This is a genomic window from Geomonas azotofigens (genome assembly GCF_018919395.1).
GTDB lineage: Bacteria > Desulfobacterota > Desulfuromonadia > Geobacterales > Geobacteraceae > Geomonas > Geomonas azotofigens.
The window spans coordinates 153,038-169,127 of the sequence record NZ_JAHLME010000002.1 but is presented as its reverse complement, the minus strand read 5'-3'; the positions used below and the strand labels follow the sequence as shown (position 1 = coordinate 169,127).

At 65.0% G+C, this 16,090-nt stretch carries 12 protein-coding genes; 3 read left to right on the top strand and 9 right to left on the bottom strand.

The genetic code is table 11. The annotated features are described in order from the left end of the window. Positions 1-39: 39 nt before the first annotated feature. From KOL99_RS05795 to KOL99_RS05780, 4 genes are all read right to left on the bottom strand, one after another. On the bottom strand, positions 40-3,036 hold the full coding sequence (locus KOL99_RS05795; RefSeq protein ID WP_216509536.1) for a BamA/TamA family outer membrane protein: 2,997 nt from the start codon (positions 3,034-3,036) through the stop codon (positions 40-42). Between the two features lie 43 nt (positions 3,037-3,079). Further along, positions 3,080-4,744, bottom strand: a complete 1,665-nt coding sequence (locus KOL99_RS05790) for a mucoidy inhibitor MuiA family protein (RefSeq protein ID WP_216509535.1) — start codon at positions 4,742-4,744, stop codon at positions 3,080-3,082. 226 nt (positions 4,745-4,970) lie between these two features. Further along, the gene (locus KOL99_RS05785; protein ID WP_216509534.1) at positions 4,971-6,290 is read right to left on the bottom strand and encodes a putative sensor domain DACNV-containing protein; all 1,320 of its coding nucleotides are present in this window, start codon (positions 6,288-6,290) and stop codon (positions 4,971-4,973) included. Positions 6,291-6,320: 30 nt separating this feature from the next. Continuing rightward, positions 6,321-6,758 (bottom strand): VOC family protein, encoded by a 438-nt coding sequence (locus KOL99_RS05780; RefSeq protein WP_216509533.1) that lies wholly within the window; start codon positions 6,756-6,758, stop codon positions 6,321-6,323. A 402-nt stretch (positions 6,759-7,160) separates the two neighbouring features. On the opposite strand from KOL99_RS05780, the gene KOL99_RS05775 reads away from it, so the two are divergent. From KOL99_RS05775 to KOL99_RS05765, 3 genes are all read left to right on the top strand, one after another. Then, positions 7,161-7,964, top strand: a complete 804-nt coding sequence (locus tag KOL99_RS05775) for a hypothetical protein (RefSeq protein ID WP_216509532.1) — start codon at positions 7,161-7,163, stop codon at positions 7,962-7,964. Between the two features lie 48 nt (positions 7,965-8,012). Then, on the top strand, positions 8,013-9,464 hold the full coding sequence (locus KOL99_RS05770) for a DASS family sodium-coupled anion symporter (RefSeq protein WP_216509531.1): 1,452 nt from the start codon (positions 8,013-8,015) through the stop codon (positions 9,462-9,464). A gap of 107 nt (positions 9,465-9,571) precedes the next feature. Continuing rightward, positions 9,572-10,486, top strand: a complete 915-nt coding sequence (locus KOL99_RS05765) for a carbohydrate kinase family protein (RefSeq protein ID WP_216509530.1) — start codon at positions 9,572-9,574, stop codon at positions 10,484-10,486. On the opposite strand, the gene KOL99_RS05760 is transcribed toward KOL99_RS05765, so the two are convergent. The 5 genes from KOL99_RS05760 to KOL99_RS05740 all read right to left on the bottom strand — a co-directional run bounded on the left by KOL99_RS05760 (position 10,483) and on the right by KOL99_RS05740 (position 16,081). Then, positions 10,483-11,358: an EamA family transporter gene (locus KOL99_RS05760; RefSeq protein WP_216509529.1), complete on the bottom strand. Its 876-nt coding sequence runs from the start codon at positions 11,356-11,358 to the stop codon at positions 10,483-10,485. The genes KOL99_RS05765 and KOL99_RS05760 overlap by 4 nt on opposite strands. A gap of 2 nt (positions 11,359-11,360) precedes the next feature. Next, positions 11,361-12,551, bottom strand: a complete 1,191-nt coding sequence (locus KOL99_RS05755) for an MFS transporter (RefSeq protein ID WP_328760078.1) — start codon at positions 12,549-12,551, stop codon at positions 11,361-11,363. 35 nt (positions 12,552-12,586) lie between these two features. Continuing rightward, complete coding sequence (locus KOL99_RS05750; RefSeq protein ID WP_216509528.1) at positions 12,587-13,834, bottom strand: MFS transporter; 1,248 nt, start codon at positions 13,832-13,834, stop codon at positions 12,587-12,589. Between the two features lie 21 nt (positions 13,835-13,855). After that, on the bottom strand, positions 13,856-14,239 hold the full coding sequence (locus KOL99_RS05745) for a hypothetical protein (protein WP_216509527.1): 384 nt from the start codon (positions 14,237-14,239) through the stop codon (positions 13,856-13,858). Positions 14,240-14,392: 153 nt separating this feature from the next. Continuing rightward, on the bottom strand, positions 14,393-16,081 hold the full coding sequence (locus tag KOL99_RS05740) for a diguanylate cyclase (protein ID WP_216509526.1): 1,689 nt from the start codon (positions 16,079-16,081) through the stop codon (positions 14,393-14,395). Between the last annotated feature and the right edge of the window lie 9 nt (positions 16,082-16,090).

Below are 16,090 nucleotides of genomic sequence, written 5' to 3'. Positions count from 1 at the left end.
GGCGCTATGGCGTCCCCGGACTCGACGGGCGAAGCCCCTCTAGAGGCCGAGGTACAGCGTGAAGTATATCTGATCTTCTCCGCCTTTGTTGAAGCCGTGGGCGAATCCGAGCGCCGGGGTCACCTTGGCCCAGTATCCCAGGGTAAGGTCGGCGCGCAGCTCCACCCCGGCGCCCACCCGGGTCTCGTCGGCGTGAAATGATCTCCGGTCGTCCCAGACCTGGCCGGCGTCGGCAAAGAGGGCGCAGTGGAGTTTCTCCGCGAAGGCCGGGACGGTGCCGACCCCGTGCAGCGGGTACATGATGGGAGCGCGGTACTCGACGGTGCCGGTGGCGACGTATTTCCCCGCCATGGAGCGCAAGGGGTAGCCGCGCAGCGGGAACTTGTTCAGGTCGGAAGGGGGACCTCCCAACTGGAACGCCTGCTGGCCGTACTGGAGGTCGCCATCTGCGAAGGCGCCGGCCAGGCGCAGGTAGATCACCTGGTGCCGGGGCGACTTGATCGGAAGGCGCAGGTACTCCTGGTAGGTGGCGCTGTACTCGGAGAGGTTGATGTCGCTGCCGAGGTCGCGCGAGTAGTGGCGATACAGCAGCGAGACGCGCCTTCCTTCCTCGGAACTGACCGAGTAGGGGTACTTGAGCACGTTGTCGAAATCGATGCCGGCGAAGACGTTGTCCCGGCGCCCCTGGAAAACGGGGACGCCGTAGAGGGTGCCGTTGGGCTGGAGGGTGCTGAGCGCCTTCTGGTCCACGATTTCGTAACCGGCCAGCAGGCGGTAGTGGGACTCGAGCCGGTTGATCGGGATGGAGGCCTCAAGCGAGACGCCCTGGTTCAGCTCCCAGTAGTCGTTGCCGTTTTGGTACAGGTCCGCGTACAGGAAAGGCTCGGCATGCGCCCGAAGGGTCAGGGTGGGGTAGAAGACGTCGTTGCTGTAGAGCAGGCTGTAGTACCCCCTCTTGCGCTCGCCGCTGTAGGCGGCGCTCACGGCGTAGCTGTGGTAGCCCAGGACGTCGGCCCCGGCGGTGAAGGCGCCTACCGCGACGCCGTCAGGGCCGTCGGCGTAGAGGCGGGGGAGCCAGAAGCGTGGGGCGAGGGTGGGGAGGGGGGTGTAGTCGACTGCTGAAGCCTGGGAGGACTGGGAAGGCTCAACAGGCGAAGGGGCAGCGGCGGCTGCGGCCGGTTTCGACGCGGCCGACTGCGAGGCGCTGTCCGACTGCGAGGCGCTGGCCAGCTGCGGGGCGGCGGCGGGAAGGGCGCGGGTCAGGGGGAGGGCGGGGCCACGCTGTTCACTCCACTGACTGCGGTCGATCCGGAGTTGGGCGATCTTGAAACCACGGGAGGTGTACTTGGCAACGAGCAGCCGGCTTCCGTCGGGAGCGGGCTCGGGCTGCAGCGCGCCGGTCAAAAGGTGGGTCACCTGGTAACTCTTCCGCTCGCGCAGATCGTAGGCGAAGACGTTGAACACGCCGGTCTCGTCGGAGACGTAATAGATGACGGAATTGTCGGCGGCCCAGGCGGGATAGGCAATGGTGTTCCCTGCGCTGAAAAGGGGACGGTCCGACTTGTCGACGAGATCGTACATCCTGAGGCTGCTGGTCCCGGCGTTGTCGGTGAGGACGTAGCAGATGGCACGACCATCGGGCGAGAAGCGCGGGCCCGAGACGCGTCCCTCGGGGTAGGCGGTCAGCGCCTGCGGCGCGACTTTGTCTCCCCGGGCATCGGCAGAGAGCAACACCAGGTTCTGGCTGCCGCGGTTGCTCGCAACGGCGGCGAAGAGCTTGCCGTCGGGCGAAACCTGGACCTCCCCAAGGCGCTGCCCGTCGGTGAGACGGGTGCTGCGGTTACTGGCGAGGTCGTAGACGTAGAGATCCTGGTACAGGTTGAAGCCCCGGTTCACCTCGGCCTGGGTGAAATAGACGCTCCTGCCGTCGGGCGACCAGCTCAGGCTGCCGTCGGACAGCTGGCGCCTAAACGCCGCCACTTTCTGGCCGGAGGCGTCGGTGACGACCACGGAGGTGTGGTCATGCGGGTCGCGCCGGGTGAAGGCGATACGGCTGCCGTCGGGCGAGAAGCGCGGCGATACCAGGTTCTCCCCGTCGTCGTAGATGGTGGTCAGCGGGGTGAAGGACTGCTTGGACAGGACGGCGATGCGTCGGGACTGCTCGCCCTTGAGCGACGCGATCATGTCCTGGTACACCTCGCGGTAGCTCTTCCCCTCGAAGTTGGTCTTGGCCGGCCTGGTGATGGTGTAGGGGAAGCGCCCGGCGTGGGCCAGGGCGAGCTTGCCGGCGACGTCGTCGCCGTAAGTTTCGGCGAGGTAGCGCTGCAGGCGGTAGCCGTAGATGTAGGGGAGGTGTCCGGAGGGCCAGTTGGGCATGTCCCCGTTGATCTGGTCCACCGTGGGAAGGTTCTCCTCGGCGACGGCGGTCCGGAAGATCATGTCGTAGTAACTGCTCTTGCCGCGCCCCTGGCCGGTGTACTTGGTCTCCGCCCAGGTCGCCATCCCTTCGTGCCACCAGCGCGGCAGGAAGGTGTTGGGAGGGGCGGTCGCCAGGAACAGCACGGCGGAGAGCGGGTCCATCCAGGGGAGCGGCTTGCCGAAGATGGAGCGGGTCACCTTGGAGTAGCCCCGCGCCGGGTCTGCGGAAACGATGTGCGCGTACTCGTGGGTGAACAGCATCTTGAGCCAATCGTCGTACTCCCCGAGCGTCGAGGAGAGGGTGGGGGGGACCACCTGGAGATAGATGGTGTTGTAGGGGACGGTGATGGCCAGGCCGTTGGTGAAGTCGCTGTCGTCGATCAGCACCACCTGGGTCTTTTCGGCCGGCTGCCACTGGAACTCCCGGGTCAGCTTGGCGTGGATCTCCTCGGCCATCCCGGCCGCCTTACGCGCCACCCCTTCGAGCCCCTGGTGGTAGTGGATGGCGAAGTGCTCGGTTCTAACGGTGGAGTACCGGAACGAGGTATCGAATTTCGCGGCATGAGAGACGGATACCAGGCATAGCAGCGCGACGACGGCAAGACAGAGCGATTTCATGCAGTTCCTTTGCAAAAAGCTGGTAGTTGCAGGGCGGCGGGGGCTACTCGAGCCCGACGAGTTCCCGCCCCTTGGGATATTCGATCACGAGCTCGTAAGAGACCCTCTTCTTCTCCGACGGTGCCAGCTCGACCTTCCACACGATGGTCCCGTCTTCCTTGGTCTCCGCCGGTTTGGGCGAGGCATCCTCGACGGCGACCTTGATCTCGGCGTTGCCCGGCAGCGGCTGCTGGTCCCTGAGGGACACGGTGACCGGGCGCTGTTTGAAGTTCTCAAGCTCCATGGTCACGTGGTAGGTGACGCCGCTGCCGCCCAGGATGCCGCCTTTCTTCTTGACCCGCGCCACCTCGCGTTTCACCTTCACCTGGTCGTCGCTTCCGAAGTAAAGGTCGAACTCTTCACCGGAAGCGACCGTCTTCAGGTTGCTTTTGCCGACAAAAGTGGCGTCGTTGAAGATGCTCGCCTCACCGGCCAAAAGCGGGTAGGGGGTGCGGTTGACCACGGTGGATTTCAGGTAGACCCGGGGGGAGAGCTTGGGCACGGTCACGTATTCGGCGGCGACGGGGACGGCCTGCGCGGCGATCACGCTGGTCGCGCGGGTGCCGTCTGCGGGGACGTCCACCGGCTGCGCCACCTGGAACTGGACCGAGGTCTGTCCCTGGGCGGCCTCCGCCGGCACGAAGCCCGCCGGTTCCATGCGGTCCTCCGCCGGGGCGCCGGCGAAGGTGCTCTCGCGCATGGGCGCCGGGGCAGGGGCCGCCGCGCCGAGTTCCATCTTGCCGCGCGCCAGGTACGGCATGGGACGCGGGGGTTCGTAAAACGAGATGTGCCACGGCGTCAGTTCGGGGGCGCCACCGCCGGCGGCGGGACTCGCGGTGGAGAGGGTCAGCTTCACCTGCGGCCAGTTCTCGCCGGTTTTCTGCCAGACCTGGGCGCGGTAGGTGAGGAGGGCATCCTTCCCGTCGGCGGCGAGCCGCACGTCGTAGGCGGGGACCCAGCTGGCCTGGGCGACCAGGTAGCTGAGGTCGAGATCGAACCTCATGTCGCGCTCCGCCTCGATGGCTACCTGGACCGAGCGCACCTCCGTCGTGGGCTCCGCCCGGTACTGCTCCAGTTCCTTCCTCAATGCCGCGATCTGCTCCAGGAGCGGCTTCTTCGCGGCCTCGGCGTCGTAGAGTTCCTCCTCGATCTTGCCGGTGTTGTCACCCACGAAACGGACCGCTTCGGAGAGTTCCGTCGCGGTGGGCTTGCCGGCGGAGAGTTCCCTGGAGATCCGCTCCCCCCAGCCGACCCGGATGGAGTCAACGAAGGCCCGCTGGGCGGCGAGCGCCTTGCGCCGGGCCTCGATCGCTTCCACCTTCCGGTTGAGCCTGGTGATCTCGTCCTCGAGTTCGCGCACCCGCTGGTCCTTGCTCCGGTCGAGGAAGACGTTCTTCACGGTGATCCCGACGATGCGCGCGGGTCCGGTTCCTCTCCCCTCGGCCCTGAGCGATTCCTGCGCCATGAGGCGGGGCAGGTTTTCCAGGGTGATGAGGTTGGTACCGGCCTTGAGCGCGACGCCGGCCTGGCGGGTCACCTGGGCGCTGTCGGAGAAGACGGTCACGGCAGTGATCCGGGAGGGTGCCGTCAGGGTGGCGTTCGGCGCCGCGAGGGCGAGGGACGAGCCAAGGAGCAGCAACAGGGAGAAGGGGAGCATCCTCATTTTCATAGGAACCTCGGGTGTTCTTTCAAGCATTGTTTAAGTCCCCCTTTGCGAAGGGGGATTTAGGGGGATTTGCTTTTGATTTTGGAGAGGCAAATCCCCCCTGTCCCCCCTTCGCAAAGGGGGGACGCAGGTTCACAGGCGGCGGTTGGCAGTCAACATCGCCTAGCTTCCCCTGCATTCTGTGAGGAGCAGTGTACAAGCAGGGGGCGGCAACGATCGTTGTTTAAGGTCATTTCTTCTTGGACGCGTAGCTGTAGTACTTCAGCTTGATGTTCTCCCACATCACCAGCCGCTCGCCCAGCAGGGTCATGACGCGGACCTCGCCGTCCTGCGAGATCACGAAGCCGAGACTGCCGGGGTTCTGGCAGCAGTAGCGCATCATGGAGCGGTGCCTGGTCCCGAAGTGGTTGTAGTTGACCGGGCGCAGCTTCGCCTCACTGCCGAAGCGGTCGGTGGCGACGAAGACCTGGTCCGGCTCCTGCCAGTTCTTGATCTCGACGCCGTAGCCGCGCACCACCAGGTTGGGGTCCATCACCACCAGTCCGTCCACCCGCGTCAGCAGGGCGATGAACCAGATCACGCCGTCGATCTCGTTCTTGTTGGCCCGCAACTCCTTCTCCAGGCGCCGCAACTGCTGAAACTGGTCCGTTGCGAGTTCTTTGGGCCGGGTTTCGCCGTGGCCGAGCAGGTGCCGCTCCAGGTAGTCCGACTTTATCTTGGTGACGGCATTGGACTGCAGCGAGGTGGGCAGGCGGTCGTAGTTGATGCCGTACTTTACGTTGAGGTCGTCCGGCGTGGTCCGCGGCGTGATCAGGATGGCGCCGCCGTTCTTGATTTTCTGGATCCGGAGCAGGATACGGCACAGCACCGAGATCCACTGTTGGGCGTGCAGCTCGTCGCCGGCACCGGGCGTCTGGTAGATGTCGTCGGGGATGTGGCTGCGCACCCCCGCCAGGAACCGGTGGATCCCCGGCGTCAGCAGCTCGCGCACCGGCCCCTCGCGGAACACGTCGAGCGAATGGCGGATCACCTCGTTTACCCTCAGTTCCGCCACTTTCTCGTAGCGCATGTAGACCGCGATGATGCCGATCCCCTCGACGCTGGCCTGGAACACCCCCGGTCGTTCCACCTCGACCTCGGCGGAGCGGTTCAGGAACTTGTGGAAGCGGTTTTGCTGGTCGACGAGCCCCCAGATGTAGAGCTGGTCCAGTTGGTCGGGCCAGATCACGAACGAGGAGGTGCGCAGGTCGGTGGACTTGGCGATCTTGACCACGTTGGAGACGGTGAAGGGGATCGGGTCGGCGAAGGGGATGTAGCTCCAGCGGTCGCGCGCCGGGTTGCGCGGAGGCTTCGGGTCGGGCTGGCTCGGATCGAGAAAGACCATGTGGAACAGTACCGGCTCCGACTCCTCGGTGCGGAGGCTGGAGTAGTACATGGTCTCCATCAGCTCGGTGATGACCTGGTCATCCGGTACCGCGGCCTTGCGCTTGCGCAGTTCGGTGCAGACGAATTCGGCCAGGTGGCGCGGGGTCTTGTTCTTGATGGACATGGCCGGCGGGTGCCCTCGTGGTTGGTATCGTTACGGCGTCGGGTACTGGGCGAGTTCCAGCAGTATCCCTTCAGGCCCGTGGAAGTAGATCAGTTTTTTCCCGGTCTTTTGCCAGACCTGCACCTCGCCGATGAACTGCACGCCATGATCGCGCAGCCGCACCACCTCGGCTTCTATGTCGGTGACGGCGAAGGCAAGGTGGCGCAGGCCGATGCGGTTGGCGATGCCGGTCCCGGCATCGGGTTCGCCGCCGGCGTCGAACTGCAGTAGTTCGATGGAGAGGTCGGATCCCGCGTGGTGCAGGGCGGTGAACTTTCCTCCCGCGCAGCGCACGCCGGTCAGCTTCTCGAGGAAGTCGGTGTCGAGGCCGGAACTGATGCCGGGGGTGAAGCCGAGGAGCGCGAAGAAGGCGGTGGCGGCTTCCAGGTCGCGTACCACGATGTTGAGATGATCGATGCGAGAAATCATGAGAGCCTTGTCGGCCGCCGCAGGTGCGGCAGCGGGTGAGTGGATAGTTAATGAGGATAGCAAGCTTTCAGCGACGCGCAACGTAGTGGTTCCACCGGCTTAGGTCGGGGCGCTCTCCGTTCACGGGCACACTTTCTATAGCGCGTCCGTGACGGCAAGTCAATGAGAATGGATTCAACTTCACCGTACCCATCTTCCCGCGTCGATGCAGAGGGGTAACGTCGACCCGCCACCCCCCGTGTGTCAGGCTAATTACAAATAAATCCAGTAGCTTGTAATACTCTAGTATGATGATGGGTAATAGGATTAATTTTGTTGACTGTTTTGGTTAATTTACGTATGGTGGCTAAAATCGCACCGGGTCGTGTTGTATTTTTTTGTTGCCGGAGGGAGTGATCACCCATGAGGATAGACCAGAAAAAAATACGGGAGCTTGTGGCGCGCACCTCCCCGTATTCCGCCGACCAATTGCGGCGGGAAGAGAACGTCTTCTACGTGGGGGGGAACCTGCCGGAGCGACAGACCATCGAGACGCTGTACGACAGCCACTACCAGAGTAACGCGGCGCTGTTCCACCTCAGCTTCGGCGACGAGGAGCACTTCGCCAACGCCGAAAGCCTCGCCCGCATGATCAAGAAGAATTTCTCGGCGCACCTGGTGGGGAGGATCGATTTCAGCCCCTCGCCGGTGCTCATCGAGCGCGCCTACGCCGCCGGCGTGGACATTCTCGACATCCCGCTGCACGCCTATGACCATGCCCGCTCCGCCCAGCATGGCCGGCAACCCGAGGAGCGTTTGCGCTCCCTCGAGCACGCCCGCGCCGTCTTCCCGCGCTGGTCGGTGGTGGCGTCGCTGACCGCAGGGATCGAACCGGCCGGGGACACGGTCGCCGGTATCGATGCCCTGCTGGAGCGGGAAATCGTGCCGCTGGTGCAGCTAAGCGAGGAGTCGGCGTCGCTGCCGCCCGAGCATCTGACCCGGGTCTTCAACCACCTGCAGCGTGGCTGGCAGCAAAAGCGCGTGCTGCTCAAGCCCCTTTTGCCGCTCATCTTTCTCACCTCCCCCTTTGTGCCGGCCGCGCCCAAGGGGATGCTGCGCGGCTTCATCGACAGCATCGAGGACCGCAGGCTCCTGGCGAGTTCCGATCTCAGGCGCTTGCTGCGCGTGAAAGAAGTGGCAGAATCTTACGAATCCTCCGGGCTCTAATTAGGAACCGGGCCACTGCACTATAACCAAGAGGGCACCCCGCAACAGATGGAACCAAAGCACTTCCTGGAAAAACCGCTCAAAATCGACAACCGCCCCCTTTGGCTCATCGTGCTCGACCGCACCGCGCGCTACCAGGTCATGGCCGCGGTCGCCCTCGTGATCGGGGTCCTGATCCGCCTGGCGCCGCCGGAAGGGCTCTCCGTCGAGGGGTACCGCTCGCTGGTGCTCTTCGGCGCGACCGTCTTCTTCTGGATCTCGGGGCTGCTTCCCATCGCGGTGACCGCGCTCCTCTCCATGGTGATGCTGCCGCTTCTGGGCATCATGGACGCCAAGAAAACCTACTCCATGTTCGGCAACGAGTCGGTGTTCTTCATCCTGGGCGCCTTCATCCTCGCCGCCGCGCTGACCGGGACCGGCATCTCAGCCCGGATCGCGCGGGCCATGCTGGCCAGGTTCGGCAAGACGCCGGCCCGGCTCGCCCTGACCGTCTTTTTGCTGTCCGCCTTTCTCTCCTTCATCATGAGCGAGCACGCCGTCGCGGCCATGCTTTTCCCGGTGGTGACCGAACTGGCGACCGCCTTGAGGCTCGAGAAGGGCAAGAGCAGCTTCGGGCGCCTGCTGTTCATGTCCATGGCCTGGGGGTGCATCATCGGCGGCATCGCCACCTTCCTGGGCGGGGCCCGCGCGCCGCTCGCGGCCGGGCTGCTCAAGGAGGCGACCGGGCTTCATTTCTCCTTCATCGAGTGGTCCACCGCCGCCTGCATGATCGTGCTGCCGCTATTGGTCCTGGGGTTCGTCATCCTGCTCAAGTTCTTTCCGCCCGACCTTGAGGACGTTGCAGTGGGACTCAAATTCCTCAACCGCAAGCGCCTGGAAATGGGGAAGATCAGCTATGACGAGATGCTCACCGCGCTGGTCATGGTGATCACGGTCGGCTGCTGGATGTTCCTCGGGGAAAAGACCGGTCTCGCCGCCATCGCCATCCTTGGGGCTGCGGCCCTCTTCACCTTCAAGGTGGTCTCCTGGCAGATGATCGAGGAGTACGTCAACTGGGGCATCATCCTCATGTACGGCGGCACCATCGCGCTCGCCTCCGCCCTGGAGAAGACCGGCGCCGCGGTCTGGGTCGTGAAAAAGGGGATGGGGGACCACGCGCACGCGCCGCTCGCGGTGATCGCGGTCATCTCCCTCGTGGCCATCCTGGTCACCGAGTGCATCAGCCACGCCGCCGTCGTGGCGATCCTGATGCCGGTGGGGATGGGGTTGTGCCAGACCACGGGCATGGACCCCAAGGTGATGACGCTCTCCATCGCGCTCCCGGCTGGGCTTGCCTACTGCCTCCCCATGGGCACCCCGGCCACGGCCATCGCCTACGCCTCCGGGTATCTCAAAAGCCGCGACATCATCGTGGCGGGCGCCGTGGTGATGGCCATCTCGTGGCTGCTGTTCATGGGATCGGTCGTGTTCGTCTGGCCCATGCTCGGGCTGAAGATCTAAGAGGAAAGGATGATATCCAAGAAAACCAAATACGGCCTCGGCAGGGAATTCCGGCACAGCACATCCCCGCAAAGGGGGCAGGGCATTCACCTGCAAAAGGCGGCGTTATGAACTACGACGTGGTCGGACTTGGCGTTTGCACCATGGACCTGCTCATGGTGGTGGATGAACTGCCGGGAGGGGAACTGGTGCAGCGGGCGCACGACTCGGCGCTGGCGGGAGGAGGACCGGTGGCCACCGCGCTGGTCACCCTGGCACGGCTGGGCGCGCGCACGGCGATGCTGGACCTGGTCGGCGGCGACCTCATCGGCCGCATGATCGTGGCGGAATTGGACGCGGCGGGGGTCGATACCTCGGCCATGGCGATAGACGCCGGCAGTACCTCCTCACAGGCGGCGGTCCTGGTCCGGAAAAGGGACGGGGCCCGCGCCATCACCTTCGCGCCGGGAACCTCGGGCGAACTCCCACCGGGGCAACTGAACGAAGAGATGATCCGCGCCGCGAAGATCCTGCACCTGAATGGGCGGCACTGGCAGGCGTGCCTCCGGGCGGCCCAGATCGCCAGGGAAGCCGGCGTGGTGGTCTCCTTCGACGGGGGCTCCCACCGCTATCGAGCCGAGCACCTCGAGCTGTTGCCGCTGGTCGATGTCTGCATCGTCGCCGAGGAGTACGCCGCGAGCTGCACCGGGGCATCTGCACCGGAACGGGGCGCGGAGGCGCTGTTACGGTACGGCCCCAAGGTGGTCGCCGTCACCAGCGGGACACGGGGGAGCCATGTCGTCTCGGCTGACGGGGAGTCCTTTCACCAGCCCGCCTGTCCGGTGGACCGGGTGGTCGACACCACCGGCGCCGGGGACGCCTACCATGGCGGCTTTCTCTTCGGCCTCGCCCGGGGGCTCTCCCTGAAAGAATCGGCCCGCTACGCCTCGGCCGTGGGCGCCCTGAACACGCGGGCCCTGGGCGGCCGTGCCGCTCTGCCCGCCCTGTCTCAACTCGATGAATTCCTCGACCATCGCGGCTAGCGCCTTGTTGGCGCCGGCCGCTGTCCCGCCCAGATACTCCACAAGACCAGCATCCCACCCACAATCTGCAGGGGCGTGAGGCTCTGCCCCAGCACCAGGAATCCCAGCGCCGTCGCCATCACCGGGCTCAACAACCCCAGCAGGGAGACCGCCGACGGCTGCAGCCGCCGTATCCCCCAGAAAAAGATCATGTACGTGATGCCGGTGCCCAGGATGCCAAGGTAGGCGTAGCCGATGACGTTCTTGACGGTCAGGCCCGCGAGCGGCTCCTCGAAGAGAATCGCGAAGGGGAGCAGGAACAATCCGCCAAAGACCAGTTGCCACCCGGTGAAGGCGGCGATGGGCAGGGGCGTCGCAGCCCAGCGCTTGGTGAGGACCGTGCCGAGGGCCATGCAGGCCGCGCCAGCAAACGCCGCCGTGATGCCGATCGCGTCCAACCGCGCGGCCGGGGTGAGGACCAGGAGGGCCACGCCGACCAGGCCGGTGCCCGCCGCGAGCCAGGCCAGGCGCGCGGGCGTGCTGCCCAGAAGGGGTCGGGAGAGCACGATGACCGCCAGCGGCTGGGTAGCGATCACGGTGGCGGCAACCCCGCCGGGAAGGCGGTAGGCGGCGATGAAGAGCAGCGCCTGGAACACGCCGATGTTCAAAAGGCCCAGGAACAACAGCCGCCCCCACCACGCTCCCATGGGCGCCCGGCGCTGCAGGGCGATCATGACCAGGCCGATGGGGAGCACCCGCAACAGTGCCGCGGTGAGCGGGTGGTTGGGGGGAAGCAGCTGGGTGGTCACGATGTAGGTGCTCCCCCAGATGCAGGGGGCGATCGCCGTGACGAGGGAGGTCCGCAAAAGGTGCCGGTTCTGGTCGGTTGCCATGGTCACTCCACCCTTTCCCGGGGCGGCGGCAGGAGCAGCGCGGAAACCGTGGCCACGGTGGTCAAAAGGCCACAGATGAGGTAGGGGGTGGTGAACGCCCCGGAGGCCTTGGCGATGATGCCGGCGCCGGCGGGGCCGATCACCTGGCCCACGCCGAAGAAGATGGTGATGGTGGCGAAGGCGGCCGAGGCGCGGCTCAGCCCCAGGTACTCCCCGACGGCCGCCGCCATGATGGCGGGGATGGCGAAGACGGCGGAGCCGTAGAGGATCAGCGACACGATGAGCCCCGCCGTGCCCGCTTTCCCGCCCGCCAGCAGGTAGGCAACGCTCTGCACGGCGAAGACCAGCGCGAGGCCGCGCTTTCTGCCGATCTTGTCGGAAAGGGTGCCGAAGCCGATGCCGGAGAAGAAGCTGAAGAAGCCGACCCAGGACCAGTAGAGCCCCGCCCGCGCTTGCGAGAGGCCATACTCCTTGACCATGGTGGTCACGATGAAGGTGCCGTACACCATGAAGGTGACGCCGAAAACAAGGTAGAGCATGCCGAGGTGGCAGAGCACCCTGCCGTCCCCCTTGTGCTCGTGGTGCAGGAACTGCTCGGGCGATGGCTCCACCTTGCGCCCCACCGGCTCCAAGCCGAGGTCGGCGGGGTGGTTGCGCAAGAAAAGCGCCGCGACACCGGAGGCGACCAGGCAGATGACGCCCAGCACGATCCAGCCGCTGCGCCACCCCAGGGCGCCGTAGGTGCGGTTCAAAAAGGGGATCAGGAACCCGGCCAGGATGATGCCGATGCCGTTGCCGGCGATGACCAGCCCCGCCGCCTTGCCGCGCTGCTCGCTGCGGAACCAGTAGGTCACCAGCGCCATGAGCGGGATGTTGGTGAAGCCGCTCCCCAGGCCGACCAGGGCGTAGAGGGCGATGATGGGGACAAGGGAGGAGCAAGCGCCGATCGCCATCATGCCGGCCGCGATGATGAGGAGGCCGAGGGCGGCCATGCGGCGTGGCTTGAGGCGTTTCATCAGCCGCGGCGCGGCCAGCACCGAGAGGAGGTAGCCCACGAAGTTGCCGGTGCCGATGAAGCCCATGCGGTCGTAGGTAAGCCCGAGGCCTGCCTGCATCCCGGGAAGCATCACGGAATAGGCGTAACGCGCCAGTCCGAAGCAGGAGAAAAGGCCGAGCGCCGCCGTGGCGACGATGATCCAGCCGTAATGTATGCGCCCTGGCGACCCGGTCAGATGAACTCCTCGAAGTAGTCGAGATCCTTGTGGAAGGTCTCCTGCAGCCGCGACAGCGAGAAGAGCGCGATGGCCAGGGTGAGGACGCCGACCACGATGGCGCCGGTCTCGATGCCGAGGCTCCTGCGGGCGACCTGGAACAGCATGGTGATGGGAATGGTCATGCCGCGCACGAAGTTGGGGACCGAGGTGGCGACGGTTGCGCGCAGGTTGGTGCCGAACTGCTCGGCGGCGACGGTGACGAAGATGGCCCAGTAGCCGATGCCGAAGCCGAGCAGGCAGCAGATCGCGTAAAAGGAGCCGGCGCTTACGCCGCCCGCGGAGAAGTAGACCGCGACCGCGGCGACGGTGATGAGCAGGAACAGGAGCACCACCTTCTTGCGGCTCTTAAGCAGCTGGCTCAGCACACCGCTGGCCAGGTCTCCGCCGACCAGGCCCAGGTAGCAGTACATGACCGCGTTCCCCGCGCTCACCGCCCCCTGCACGCTGAGCACCTTGGCGAATTCCGGCGAGAAGGTGATCAGTACCCCGACCACGAACCAGGAGGGGAGGCCGATCAGGATCGAATGCAGGAAGCGCCCGAACCGGTCCCGGGAGGTGAAGAGGGCCAGGAAGTTCCCCTTGGACATCTCACGTGACTCCATCCCCTTGAACATGCCCGATTCCGCCACGCTGAGCCTGAGCACGAGGAGCATGAGGCCGAGCACCCCGCCGATGACGAAGGCGGTGCGCCAGTCGAACTGCTTGGCGACGAAGTTCGCGAGTATCGCGCCGGAGACGCCGACCGTGGCGACGATCATGGTGCCGTACCCCCTGATGGAGCGGTGCAGCACCTCGGAGACCAGCGTGATGCCGGCGCCGAGCTCACCGGCCAGACCCACGCCTGCCAGGAAGCGGAGCAGGGCGTAGGCCTCGATCGAGTGCACCGTGGCGTTGGCAAGGTTCGCCAGCGAATAGATGAAGATCGAGCCGAACATGATCTTCAGGCGCCCCTTGCGGTCCCCGAGGATCCCCCAGAGGATGCCGCCGAGCAGCATGCCGGCCATCTGCATGTTGAGCAGGAAGACCCCCTGGTCGATCAGTTCCTGTCCCGCCAGCCCGATCCCCTTCAGGCTCGGCACCCTCACGATGCTGAAAAGAACCAGGTCGTAGATGTCGACGAAGTAGCCCAGGGCGGCCACGATCACGGGGAGGCCCAGTACCTGCCGCAGCGTGGTCGCGGGTTGTTGGCTCGTTGAAGTCATGCTGATCTCCAATGGTGTGTATTAACGCTCGTGGCAGGAGGTCTCGGCGGCGTCGGGGAGGGTGGAGAGCGGTTGCAGAGCCAGGGCCGCCGCGGAGCCCGCCTGGTCCGCGGGAATCTCGAAGATGCCGATGCGTCCGTCGGGAGCGCCGCAGACCGCCGGGTACATCCTGCCGTCCACGCCGCAGGCGGTTCGGTTGACGGTGATGCCAGCCTTGCGCAGCTGCTGTTCGAGTTCGGCGACACTCTTGCCGCCGCCGGTACATTGCAGGGAGCCGAGCGGCACGTAGTACCTGGTGCCGGAGGGGGGCGGGTCCTTGAGGCGGCACCTGCACCCCGCGAGCAGCGTGCAGGCGAGGAGCAGGGACACGATCCGGCCTGCTTCCGCACGGCGATGTACGTGCATGAGATCCTCCATGGGATGCCCTTAAGAATTTGCTCTTAATACACCGGGCACCGCTGCAAAGTCAATGAGAATAGAGGCTGGGAAACGATGGGAGGTGCGGCCGGTACGGTGGGGCGGTGCCGGTGGGCAACACGAGCGGTGGCGGCGGAGGAGCTAGTCCTGTGAATCGGGGTCGGTGTGACCTGCAAGGAGGGTGCAGCTCCCGATGACGCAGTCGCGCCCCTTTTCCTTCGCTTCGTAGAGCGCCTCGTCGGCCGCGGCCAACAACTGCTGGATGGTGTCTCCGTCCGACGGGAACACGGAGATCCCGGCGGAGATGGTGACGTGCCCCAGGTGCTGTCGTCCCATGACCAGCTGCAGCGCTTTTACCGAGTTCCTGATACGGTTGCAGATCTCCAGGGCGATGTCACAGTCCGCCTCGGGAAGAATCAGCGTGAACTCCTCGCCTCCGAAGCGGCAGGCGATGTCGCTGTCGCGCACGTTTTTCTGCAGCAACAGGCCGACTTCCTTCAGGACGTGGTCGCCCGCCTCGTGGCCGAAGGTATCGTTGAAGGTCTTGAAATGGTCCACGTCCATCATGACCACGCTGAGCGGCTGGTTGGTCCTGGTCGCTCGGCTGATCTCCCGCAGCAGCGACTCTTCCATGTGGCGCCGGTTCAAAAGGCCGGTCAACGGGTCGCGGATGGAGAGCTCGCGCAGCTGTTCGCGCAGTTGCAGGCTCCGGACGGCGAGGGCGACCTGTTCCGCGAAAGCCGCAGCCTTGAGCCGCTTCCTTAACAGGAAGTCGGGATCGGCGTTCTGCAAGAAGCTCAGGTGGAGCGTTCCCAGCGTTTCGTGATGCGCGGCCAGCGGGATGCACAGGTGCGACGTCGCGCTCTCCATCTCGACGTGCTGGCATCTGACGTCGGAGGCAGCGGCGCTCAGGTGGGCCTGGCCGAGCCTCATGGCCCAGCATTGGTCCGGGGTGAAGGGGTCGCTGTCGGCGGCTCCCCAGGTCGCGGCGTCGGTCATCAGCGTCCTCGACGGGTTGATCAGGAAAATCCCTCCCGAATCCTTGGGAAAGAACTTCTCTCCGTAGCAGGAGAGGATGCCGCGCGCCTCCTCGAAATTGGAGCAGGATTGCAGCATCTGGCTCATGCTGCTCAGGTCGGAGATGTCCCTGTTGGCGGCCTGAAGGTCGTCGGCGGCGATCAGGTGGCTGCGCGACTCGTGGCGGGCGATGTAGTAGCTGAGGCTCAACAGGATGATGGCTATGGAGATCCCCGAGAGAAAGACAACGGTGAGGACGAGGAGGGTACTGCGCTCCTTGTTGCGTCGCTCGCCCAGCAGCGTCTTTTCCTGGTTTTTGATCTCGTCGATCCCGGTCCGTATCGAGGTCATCAGGGCGGTGCCTTCTTCGGTCAGTTGCGCCTGGAGGGCGGCCCGGAACCCGGTCCGGTCGTACTGGGCCATGGAAATCTTGAAGATGGCGAGCTTCCTGTCGATCTGTTCGCCCAGCCTGGCCAGCCGCTGCTGCTGGCCTTGGTTGTCTACCGTGAGGTCCTTGACCTCCTTCAGGTTTTCCTGCGCCTGTTGGGCGAAAAATTCGCAGCGGGATTTCTGCTGCACGTTGCCGGTCAGAATGTATCCGCGTCGGCTGCTTTCCGCCTGCAGTAACGAGTTGCTGAGGGTGTCCACGGACATGATGACTTCGTAGGTGTGGTCGGTCAGCTTGTTGGACTGGGTCAGTTCATCCCTGATGTAATAGGAGAGGAAAAGCATCACGGTCAGCAGCAGTAACGCCGCCGAAAAAGTGAGGTCGATGGTTCTGATCCTGTTGTGGGCGTGGTTTAGGTAGCTCACGTAACCTGC